Here is a 9,233-nt window from a genome sequence, read left to right on the forward strand (position 1 = left end):
CGTTGGCGCCTACCACCTTTATATTTTGACCCTTGGTGGCCATGCCAGGCCGAAATCTTCATGGTCCAACGTCAGGTTAGGATTGTATGTATAGTCTTCCTGGATCTTGGGCCAGCGCGCTTGAATGTGCAGGACCTCTTTGGAGAAACGCTCTTTTTTCTCTGGCGTGTCTTCCATCCCCCGTGTCGCTGACTCGTGGTGATACAGCTCTGCGAATGGCGTCCAGACGTTGATATAACCAGCCTCTTGAACTCGCAGGCAGAAGTCCACGTCGTTGAATGCGATCTTCAAATTTTCCTCATCCAGCCCGTTTACCTGCTCGAAGATGGATTTCTTGATGATCAGACAAGCGGCGGTGACTGCAGAGAATTCCTGAATCAGTGCAGCGCGGCAGAAATATCCGTAGTCGCCTTTCGGCAAGTACTTATGCGAATGTCCAGCCACTCCGCCTACACCAACAACGACGCCACCGTGTTGTAGACGGTCATCCGGGTACCACAGTCGAGCACCAACTGCGCCGACATTCGGCTGCAGCGCGATGGCAACCATTTCGTCCAGCCATTCGGGAGTGATCACTTCGATGTCGTTGTTGATCAACCCGATCAGTTCGCCTCGCGCCAACTGGACTGCTTTGTTGTTGAGCGCAGAATAGTTGAACGGGCCGTCGTCTCGCATGACGCGGATGTTGTCTTGCTGGTCCAACTGCGCGAAATATTCCAGCGCAACGGGGTCATCTGAGCCGTTGTCGATGAGGATGATCTCGTAATTCTTGTAGGTGCTCAGTTGCTCGATACTGTCGATGCATTGCTTCACCAATGCATAGGCGTTCCGTGTCGGAATGATCAGGGACACTAACGGTGCCACGGCAGGACGGGCGTAACGCACCCGGTACATTCCCATGGGCAGAAGTTCGGTAGTCCCGATATTTCCTTTACGTTGAAGGTGCTCGTCCAGCGCTTTCACGCCTGCTAATGCAGCGTAAGGCTTTTCGTCACCGCCCATTGCCGTGCTACCGGAGTGTATCCGCCAATGGTAAAGGACCCGCGGGATGTGAACGATCTGAGTGCGCTCAAGCTTCTCTGCACAGCGCAAAGCGAGGTCGTAATCCTGCGCGCCTTCGAAGCCAGGACGGAAACCACCGACCTGTTTGACCAAGTCGAGCCGGTACACGCCCAGATGGCACACCATATTTTGAGAGCGGAAGAGAAATTCGTTCCAGTCCGATTTGAAATAAGGCGCGCTGCGTTTACCCGACGTGTCGATTTTGTCTTCATCGGAATAGATGAGGCCGACGTCGGGATTTTCATGAATCGCCCGAACGACCCAGTAGAGAGCATTTTCCGGGAGCAGATCGTCGTTATCCATCAACGCGATAAATCGCCCCGAGGCCAGATCCAGCGCAGAATTGCTCGCCTTGGCGATATGGCCATTTTCTTCACGGAAAATCACTTTGAAACGGCGATCCTGCTTTGCCAGGGATTTGAGATAGGCAATGACTTCAGGATCTGTCGACGCATCATCTGCAATGCAGAGCTCCCATTCTTTATAGAGCTGAGATTTGATGCTATCGATAGCCTCACGCAGAAGCGATAAAGGCGGGTTATAAACCGGCATGATGATTGAGATCAGTGGCTTGGACTTCCACTTTCTTATCTCTTCTGTGATCTTCCATCGACCGTTGTCGTCGAGGGTGTCGTAGTATTTCACCCATGTCGCGTAATCGTGGCGGTCTAAAACCTCGCGGGTCTCTTGGCCCACGAATGCAAAATTAGCCCCAGCAACCCAACGCACGCGAGCTATCAACCCAGCTGTACCTTGCATGCGCCATACGGCAATTGCTTTACGGATGGTGTTTTTCAAGCCACCGCCGCGACGCACGACGGATGGAAGCAGACGCCAAGCTTTTTTCAACCGACGCGCAATTCTGAGCACTTTGCGGGCAGGAGCAGTCGCTTTCCAGCTTGAGGATGACTGCATCGCCATAATGTGAAGGTTGAGGTTATGGATGTGTGTGTCCTTCTCGACCTGCTGGATGCGCAAATGTTCTTCAAGATTACGTATGTGAACGTCTTTCTCAGACAGCGACTCCTGCCATCTGGAGAGCGTCGCTTGTAGCGCTTCATCCTTCAGAGTGATCTGGCTGCTGAGTTCTTCAATGATTTGAAGACGCTCTTCTTCAGAGTTGGCATCATCCAGAGCTTTGGAACCGATCAGCTCCTGCACTTGAGCTTCTTTCGCATCGAGTTCAAGCTTTTTCTGTTCCTCCAAGATCTGGAGCTGGGTCTCATGCTCTCGAATCTTGAGCTGCAGCTCATCGGTCAGATCGCGAACGAGACGTTCCTTCTCAAGCAACGTCCTATTCAGATCGCTGACGGTGCCGCTCCCATTCACCGAAGCTTTGACCAGCTCCAGGGCGTCTGCGATTTCTTTGTTTGAATTGACGATCAGGTCGAGTTTGTTTTGCAGTTCTGCGTGTGGACCGACAAGTCCAGATTGATTAAGCACGTTGATCTCTTGAGCCAGTTGCTCTTCCGTGAATAAAGTCAAGCTTACTTCTAGCTCAAGCAGGTCCGTGCTCTGCAACGCCTCGCCGTTTACGGGAATCGTTACGCTTGGGTCATCACTCAGCGCCAGATAAAGCGTTTCATCACCCCGCTGGGAAATTTGGACAGCATAGGCAGCGACAAGCGGCTGCGTGATGTCACCCTGCCATTCCCAGACTGGGGAGGCGGAAGAGTATACCGTGATAGCCTCAATCGAAAAGCTCTGACGGTGATTGATTGGGTCGAAGCGAAGCTTGGTAGACGCTCCGAGCCCGGAAGGAAGGCTGAATCTTACCTGCTGTTTTCCGTTCTTAACGGTTTGGTGCAGTGCGTTCTGTTCTGAATACCCCCCATCTTCATCGCTGATGTACAGCGTTGCGAATTTGGGCGTGGGCCTTTGGGCACCCAATTTGTGTATAGGCGCCTCGGGTGCCCAGTTAAGGAAGTTGTCGGCTTTTTTTCCAGTCACTTTCTCTTGGAATGCCGCTTCAGTCGCGATGTACCGGTCGCAATCCTCCGCAGCAATTTCCAAACCTGCACTTGCCAGCAGGCCGGTGACAAACTCCTGTCGACTGAACGATGCAGTGCTTGGGTAGAAAGGGTTCGCGGCTGCCATCAAGAGCAAAAGGGCACGCATCATGAGGTGACCGAGTTCGACGCCCTCCACCATCTCCCATTCAACGTCTATCAGTTGGGGCGATCCATCTGCAGTCAATACGATATTTTGTGGAACCGCGTCGATATATTTGCCTGGAAGAAGCGTTTTTACTGAGTCAAGCTCCTGCTCCACGCCCTCATTCACGAGCAGCGTCTTCAGATGGGCCAGATATTTCGTCACAAACGGAGTGAAGCTTTCGATACTCCAGTTTCTCTGAGCGGCAATATCCAGGAATTCAAGGCTTAGGACTTTGCCGGTCACATAAGTGTCGATCCGAGGCAGGACGTACTTGAATGAGTCCGCCCCCACTGCGTCCGTCAGTTCTTCCGTCGCGGTGCCGAGCTTCCTGTATTCGACACGGATCCCTTCCTGCGTTTTGACAAACAGTGATTCCTTGCAGTACCGAGTCTTCCGACCAGTGCTGTAATGGTAGGCAAGAATATCCCGTGCCGACGGCTCCGTCTCAGAGCAGGCTGCAACGATCAGAAATGAGTTGGCAAGGTCCATACCCAGTCGATTGTTAACGACCACGGGCCATGCTTTTTCCAGATTGAAAGTGGTCGCTTCTGGCAGCTGTGGGTCTTTCTTGACGTTTTGCCAGGCGAGCGCGGCTGCATCGAACTCAGCGCATTCAAAGCCGGCTTCCGTGATGATCGAGTTGGGAAGCTTATAGTCGGGACTCGGAGCCATGAATTCGGACGCGGCGAAGCCAGCCGACGCAATCAGTTCTTCAAGCTCTTTTTTGCCAAATGTTTTCGGCTGGCCGTGCTCGTAGCGACCCTCAATGCCATACATCGAAACGCCGATATGATCCTCGGGGGCTCCGGCGAAATATTTCAGCCCCAGTTGGTTTTCAATGGCGATGAAAAGGTGTCCGCCCGGCTTGAGCAATTGACGGATGCGCACCAGCATGGCAAGCGCAGGATCCTTGGCATTGCTAAACATGCTGGCGTATTCAAGGACACCGATCAAAGTGACTGCGTCGAATTGTTCCTCGATCTTGAAGTCGTCGAATCGCTCTGCGAGGACGGTGACATTTGATAGCCCACGCGTTCTGCTCGCAGCGATAGCAGCTCTTCGCGGACTTCCCTCCAGACAGAGAAGCTCTGCCCCGGCTTCACCCAAGTACCGGCTGATCGCTCCGCAGCCTGCACCGATCTCCAATACCCGGCCTTTCAGCAAATGTTCGAAGGGTCGCAGGATGTTCGCCCGGGTGGCACTGAGGTGATAAAGCTTTGCCCAATCGGAGCAGTGCTGCGGTAGCTCATCGGACAAAACTGAAACGTCGTCAGCTTCTCGAATGATCTTGGCCAGCTCAGTTTCTGCGCTGTCACCGTCGCTGTAAGCGATTCCTTGGAAGTCAGAGCGCACCCACACTCCAGTGTCGCTGTCTCGGGTATAACCATATTGTTCTAGAGTCTGCATCGTCGCTTACCGAGTGATTTCCATGGTGAGATCTAAGTCGATCAGGCCTAAAAGTTTCGGCGTTGGTTCGACGACAAAGTGAATGGAGTCATATCGGCGGTCGTGCGGAATAATTTCTTCGCCCTCTCGAGATGCAAGTCCGATAGAAATGAAATAGTCGCCTGTCGCAAGTCTGTTCTTGAAATGTAGCCGTGCCGTCGTTTTCGCACCGCTTTGGCCCATTTCTCTAGCTTCTACGCAGTCCAAAAGGTATGAATTGGTGCCATACACCGTGACACCTTCCTTCGTTTTTATCGTGAAACCCAATATCGGGTTAATGATGTGGCGATTGAAGGTGAACGCCAGGGTAAGGGTGATATTGTCCCCAGGTTCAACGCTACTCGGGTAGGCCCGTCCCGCTGCACTCAGATGAAAGTCCGTAAGAGTGGCTGCGCCATCCCCCCAACGGTACTCATGGTGATTGTAGCCAGGGCGTGTGGCATAGGCGTCCCGATCAAACAGCAGCGCGATTTCTTCATCGGAGCTTTCTTGAATACGTGAGTCGGTGAGTTCGCTGGGTTGTTCGCCAAGAGCTGCCTCTTCCTGCTTTTCCCGGCCAAAGAGGATGTCGGTGTATCGATTAACGACGGGGCGTGACTCGCCGATCATTTCGACGTGGCTTTTTTCCAACAAAATCGCACGGTTGCAATGTGTGACTACTTGTTCGCTTGAATGCGTAACGAGCAGGATGCTGGTGCCGTTTTCCTTCAGTTGCCTCAGACGCTCGAAGCACTTTGCCTGAAATCGCGCATCACCCACGGAAAGGGCTTCGTCTACGACCAGGATGTCGGGGTCTACCTGAGCCTGTACCGCGAATGCAAGCCGTACCGCCATTCCGCTGGAGTAAGTCTTGACTGGGTGGTCAAGGAACTCGCCGATGTCGGCAAACGCTGCGATTGCATCGAAGCGTGCGTTGATCTCTTCCCGAGTCAATCCGAGGACGGCGCCATTCAGGTAGACATTTTCACGACCGCTGAACTCTGGGTTGAAGCCGGAGCCCAGCTCCAGAAGCGCCGCGATACGGCCCCGGGTTTCGATTTGGCCTAACGTTGGGGTCAGTGTCCCACAGATGATCTGTAGCAACGTAGACTTGCCCGAGCCATTACGCCCTACGATTCCTACCGTTTCCCCTTGTTCGACATCGAAGCTGATATCGCGCAATGCCCAAAACTCTTTCCCATACGTTGTGACCTGGTCGCCTGCCCAGCGTTGAAATCTGGGAACGATGGCTTGTTTAAGGCGGTCATGGGGCTTGTCGTAGCTGTAAAAGCATTTGGAGACATTCCGAACGCTGATTACCGATTGATCAGATGACATCAGCGAATCCCTTGCGTGTCTTTTGGAAGAACCAGAACCCGATGGCGGCGATAAGTGCGCCTGCAGTAATGGCGATCGCTAGGCTGCCCCAGTCCGGCAAGTTGCCAAAAAGCAACACGCTGCGGCTTTCTTCGATGATGTAGGTCAATGGATTGAGCTTGAGCCATGGTTGGTAGGCATCTGGCAAGGCTGCGACCGGGTAAAGCACGGGCGACAAGAACAGCAGAACGGTTGTCAGAACGGTGATCACATGGCCGACGTCTCTGAGATATACACCCAGAGAAGCGAGCAACCAGCTAACGCCCAATGTCGCGAGGATCAAGGGGATCAGGATCAAAGGAAACAACAGGGCGCTCCAGTGAAGCGTACCCACTACCAGCAATTGCGCGACCACCAGTACCAGTAGGCTGATGCAACTGTGAAACAGTGCAGAACCAAGTGTTATCACCGGAAGAATTTCCAGCGGAAAAACGACCTTCTTGACGTAATTGCTATTGCTCATGACCAGCGATGGTGCCCGGTTTGCGCATTCGGCGAACAGCCCATGCACAATCATGCCGACAAACAGCAGAATGGCAAAACCGCCCTTTCCCGTGTCGACACCTACCCAGCGTGATTTGAAGATTTCCGAAAAGACAAAGGTGTAAACGGCCAGCATCAAGATCGGGTTGAAGAACGACCATGCGAGGCCCATGACTGACCCGCGATAACGGCCAATGACCTCACGCTTGGTCATCTGCGATATCAAAGACCGATTCTTCCAAAGACTGATGGCGAGGCTAACGGGGCCAGCGGAAGGGCTGAGGTGAGGATTCACTACTGGAATACCTCGGCGTCTTGCAGGTTGACTGCAACTGCGTCTTTGGCAGACAAGGTGGGTTGGCCAATTTCCGGCCATTCGATCGCGACAGTCGGGTCATTCCAAGCGAGGCTGCGCTCGTGTTCTGGAGCCCAATAGTCAGTCGTTTTGTACAGAAACTCTGCGCTTTCCGACAAGACTACAAATCCATGCGCAAAACCTTCAGGAATCCACAGTTGGGATCGATTGGTTGAGCTAAGAAGTGCACCTACCCATTGACCGAATGTCGAAGAGCTTCTACGCAAATCGACCGCAACGTCGAAAACTTCACCTTGGGTGACGCGTACGAGCTTGCCTTGAGCTTGTTTGATTTGATAGTGGAGGCCGCGCAGGACGCCCCTGACCGAACGAGAATGATTATCCTGAACGAATGTTACAGCCCTGCCGACCGCCTCTTCGAATACCTTTTGGTTAAAGCTTTCGTAGAAAAAGCCTCGTTCGTCGCCGAAAACCTTCGGCTCGAAGAGGACAACATCTGGAATGGCAAGGGGGGTGGCTTTCATCGTTGCAGCGTCTCCAATTTGCACCCAGGGCCGAGGTTTCGGCTCAACTGGTAAAAAATGATGTTAAAACCAGCGCTGGACTTGGTCTGCGCATGCACGGCGGGCTTGGTCTCCGGAATTTTCCGGTCGGCTAGGCACTGGTCCGCACATTCTTTTACACGCTGGCGAAGATAAATTTCGGAAGGCGCGGAGTGTATCTGTACGCACCTCGAGGTCCAATCCCCGCGACGATCAGATAGAGATCTCTGTTGACAGCGCTGAATGCGCGCCTCTGCTGGGGCGTTCGATGGTTATCACGGCATGCCGCTGCAGCGTTTTTTACCTTACCAATTTTATTCATGGCCCTCAGACCGCGACTTCGGGCGCTTGTTCGACATGCAACGAGGCGGTATTGCCCTAGGCTCCAGATGCAGATGCCTTCTGCGATTGTAGAGTGCCATCGCCTTGCACCGGCCTGCGTCCTGCAAAAACTGCATCACCCGAAAAATTTTGGGCGACGGTAAGGTTTTCCCATGCGGCCCGCAAGCGTAATGTCGGTTTCTGAACTGAATTCGGAAATTTCCGACATTTGCTCACACCTTACCTAAACACGCTGCCACATAAAGGCTTACGCTTCCCGAGCGGGTTTGCCGGTAAACGCCCGACTTTTTTATCTCCCACAGTCGCGCTGGAAGGCCTAAAGCGCGTCCCCGCTTGAAGTGAGCGATAATCGTGCGGTTCTCCTCTGTCAACGGGGCGTCGATACTCTCCAAAATGTGAAGGTTGGCATCTGTCCAGGCTTTACGCTGCCCGGAGAACATGTCTACCAAACGCTTGAGCTTGTCACCCCACTTCGAATTTGAACCGATGAGATTATTTCCATGCTGGCGGTAATCAAGGGTGGGAAGGGCGTCATAATGTATCTGGCCACCACATCCGCTGATCAACAAATAGGCAAGCCAATCGTGAGCAACGACGTAGGCGTCCACCGGAACTCGCGCAAGGATTTGGCGGGCGGCCGCATTTATGAGCATCGTATTGGCGCCCGCTATGCTTTGAACCAGTGCGTTTTGAAATGAAGGTGGTTTTTCGAAGTCAGGCGAGTGTCCTATAACCTGACCTTCCTCATCGATGAGCCTAGTTCGGGTGCAGTACATGCTGGGGATGTCGACCTCGACTCTCGCCAATGCCGCCATGCCCCTACCAAGCTTGTCGCCGAACCAGATGTCATCCTGATCGCTAAAGGCAAAATAGTCCGCAGTCAGATCGGGGCGTCGAATCAGGGACAGAAAATTCTGCGCAAATCCTTTTTTGGGCCCATCGAAGATGATGAGCTTATGAGGCCCCCATCGGTCCGCATACTCCGTCAGGATCGCTTTGGTAGTGTCGCTGGAGCCGTCATCTGACACGTAAAGGGTCCAATTGGAGAACCCCTGTGCTTCGAATGAGTCAAGCTGCTCCTTCAGAAAAGAAGCACCATTGTATGTACACATCAGAATAGCGACGCTTTCCCGCCCGTCGTCACTTCTGAAATAAGGAGGTCCTGAGCGTCGGTCGTTAACCTGAGTTGCCACCAGCAATTGACCTCTAGATTCGGAAATTCTTTAAAAGATGCCTCGATACAGGCCGGCATTTTACCTATCGACTGGCACCGCGTCAGCATTGGCGCCGAACGCGTCATCGGACAATGGGTAGTCTTGATATAAGAAGCCGGTGGTACACTTCGATGGCCGTCAGCGAGGAGGCAGGTATGAGGGCTCAGAAATTTTTGCGCAGTCCTGTTGTAATAATCGGTGTCCCGGTGCTGATCGTCGGTTTGGCGTTTGATCTGCCTGCGCTTGTAGGGTTATTCATGTCGCTGCTGACCTGTGCACTGCTCGAGCCTTGAGCAAGAAACGCTTTGATGGTTG

The 9,233-nt window shown here is 53.1% G+C and carries 5 protein-coding genes; all 5 read right to left on the reverse strand.

Annotation, left to right across the window (positions count from 1 at the left end; translation table 11 throughout):
* Positions 1 to 18: 18 nt before the first annotated feature.
* The 5 genes from DBP26_RS26290 to DBP26_RS26310 all read right to left on the reverse strand — a co-directional run bounded on the left by DBP26_RS26290 (position 19) and on the right by DBP26_RS26310 (position 8,897).
* The gene (locus DBP26_RS26290; protein WP_108240521.1) at positions 19 to 4,626 is read right to left on the reverse strand and encodes a glycosyltransferase; all 4,608 of its coding nucleotides are present in this window, start codon (positions 4,624 to 4,626) and stop codon (positions 19 to 21) included.
* 6 nt (positions 4,627 to 4,632) lie between these two features.
* A complete protein-coding gene (locus DBP26_RS26295) occupies positions 4,633 to 5,982 on the reverse strand; it encodes an ABC transporter ATP-binding protein (RefSeq protein WP_108240520.1) in 1,350 nt (449 codons plus the stop codon).
* Positions 5,972 to 6,799 carry an ABC transporter permease gene (locus DBP26_RS26300; RefSeq protein ID WP_108240519.1) on the reverse strand — a complete coding sequence of 276 codons (828 nt, stop codon included), beginning with the start codon at positions 6,797 to 6,799 and terminating at the stop codon, positions 5,972 to 5,974. The genes DBP26_RS26295 and DBP26_RS26300 overlap by 11 nt, the downstream gene beginning before the upstream one ends.
* The gene (gene rfbC / locus DBP26_RS26305) at positions 6,799 to 7,344 is read right to left on the reverse strand and encodes a dTDP-4-dehydrorhamnose 3,5-epimerase (protein WP_108240518.1); all 546 of its coding nucleotides are present in this window, start codon (positions 7,342 to 7,344) and stop codon (positions 6,799 to 6,801) included. The genes DBP26_RS26300 and rfbC overlap by 1 nt, the downstream gene beginning before the upstream one ends.
* Before the next feature lie 572 nt (positions 7,345 to 7,916).
* Entirely contained in the window at positions 7,917 to 8,897 is a 981-nt protein-coding gene (locus DBP26_RS26310) for a glycosyltransferase family 2 protein (RefSeq protein ID WP_256601887.1), read from the reverse strand.
* Positions 8,898 to 9,233: the final 336 nt, after the last annotated feature.

It is taken from the genome of Pseudomonas sp. RIT409, from assembly GCF_003052515.2.
In the GTDB taxonomy this organism is placed as follows: domain Bacteria; phylum Pseudomonadota; class Gammaproteobacteria; order Pseudomonadales; family Pseudomonadaceae; genus Aquipseudomonas.

What these genes read in the sequence shown, in the direction of transcription:
- DBP26_RS26295 (WP_108240520.1), bottom strand. Translation starts at nt 5,982, where the DNA reads ATGTCATCTGATCAATCGGTAATCAGCGTTCGGAATGTCTCCAAATGC.
- rfbC (WP_108240518.1), bottom strand. Translation starts at nt 7,344, where the DNA reads ATGAAAGCCACCCCCCTTGCCATTCCAGATGTTGTCCTCTTCGAGCCG.
- DBP26_RS26290 (WP_108240521.1), bottom strand. Translation starts at nt 4,626, where the DNA reads ATGCAGACTCTAGAACAATATGGTTATACCCGAGACAGCGACACTGGA.